This is a genomic window from Calothrix rhizosoleniae SC01 (assembly GCF_900185595.1).
Classification (GTDB): Bacteria; Cyanobacteriota; Cyanobacteriia; order Cyanobacteriales; family Nostocaceae; genus Calothrix_A; species Calothrix_A rhizosoleniae.
Window position 1 is genome coordinate 1 of sequence record NZ_FYBH01000418.1, and the last position, 1,491, is coordinate 1,491.

General features: G+C 37.8%; 1 protein-coding gene. It reads right to left on the bottom strand.

Annotated features, from left to right (window positions below):
- Positions 1–431: 431 nt before the first annotated feature.
- Positions 432–1,491: GAF domain-containing protein (locus tag CALSC_RS26810; protein ID WP_159460694.1), on the bottom strand; the 1,060-nt coding region annotated here is incomplete at its 5' end.

A 1,491-nucleotide genomic window follows, 5' to 3' on the forward strand; every position in this document is an offset into this window, starting at 1 on the left:
AAATTCTTCATCTGTAAATTTCAACGCTGAAGGTAGTTGTAGTGTTAAAGCAGTCATAATTCATCCCGATACTTTTTTACCAACAATTATTAACAAATACAATCTTTAAACCAAATAGAAGTGGGAAAATAGACGATAATGGTCAACAATACATAAATACTACTACACCGGGCTTAGGTAAACTTTTATGAAGCTAGGTGACTTACCAACAGAAGTTAGGGATGACTTTTAGACTTTTGTTTCTTATACCATTTCTGTATGAAGCTGCGCTAAATAAAGGTTCATAAAGAAATGGTATTATCTAAAAAGGACTAAAAAGGGGTTGACAAAAGAGACATTTTACTAAACTTCCCCGTATGACACCAACCCTATATTTACGCCAACTTGTACGTAGTGCCATAACGTTGCGCTACGCGAACAGTAAGCCTTAATTAATCCTTTGATGCAAAAAATGTTACCAATGTACGAGAAGAACGCAAAAAACCCTTAATATTTTCCCAAAACATGATTTTTTGCATATTTTCTTGACAAAACGTCAATAAGCGAACGAACCACTTGGTAAGGGTTTGTGATTGTTCTAAAATTTTGTGCACAATTTTACTCGCTGCAACCACATGCTGCCCTGCTTCATTAGAAATTTGTGCCTGATTAGTAACAATTTGAGCCATATTATCCACTAATTTAGCCATTTCCATATTTGCAGTGATAACAGAATCAAGTTTTTCCTCAGTGGTTTGTAGAGATTGTACCCAAGCTGATTTCTGTTGAGTCCCAATTTCTATTATGTCATCAATGCTGGCGATCGCAGAAGTCAGTAAGGGCTGGGTTTCTCCTATGACTGCACATAACTGCTCCTTTAGTCGATGCATTTCTTCTGTATCTAAAGTTACTGTTTCTGTTTGACTATTTTCTAAGTAGCTTTCGACTATGGTTTGGCTGTTGGTTGGCTCACCGAGACAAATAGCAAGGTTGTTCATCACCTCGGAGAGTTGTTGGCAATGCTGCTTCAGTGACTTCAATTTTATACCACCATCTGTAGAAGTTTCCTGGGAAACAGAAATACTCTCTAATGTGGATTTGAGGTTTTTTCGTCCTTCTCCTAGCAAACGAGAATTTAGTTGTACTTGCTTTTCTACTTGTTCGGTGGTGCTTTTCAGGGATTTAGCGGTATCAAAAACCTTTTGAATTCTTTTGAGGGAAGCAACCAAGGTCTTGGAGAGATTTTGAGCTTGAGTTGATAAAGCGGTAAAAAGACCTTGGTTATCCTGAATCAGTTCCACAACTACCTGTCTTAATTCTTCTTGTTGGGAAAGAAAAATTCGTTGAGAAAGGGAAACGCTGCGGTTTAATTCATACTCTTGAATATTTCGCTCAATGATTTTGGCATGATCGAGGGCAAAGCCGACATGTATGGCAATTTGGGAAAACCACGAGATTTCATATTCTTGCCAATGTCGTGGTTGGGAACATTGGTGAGCGACCAATAAACCT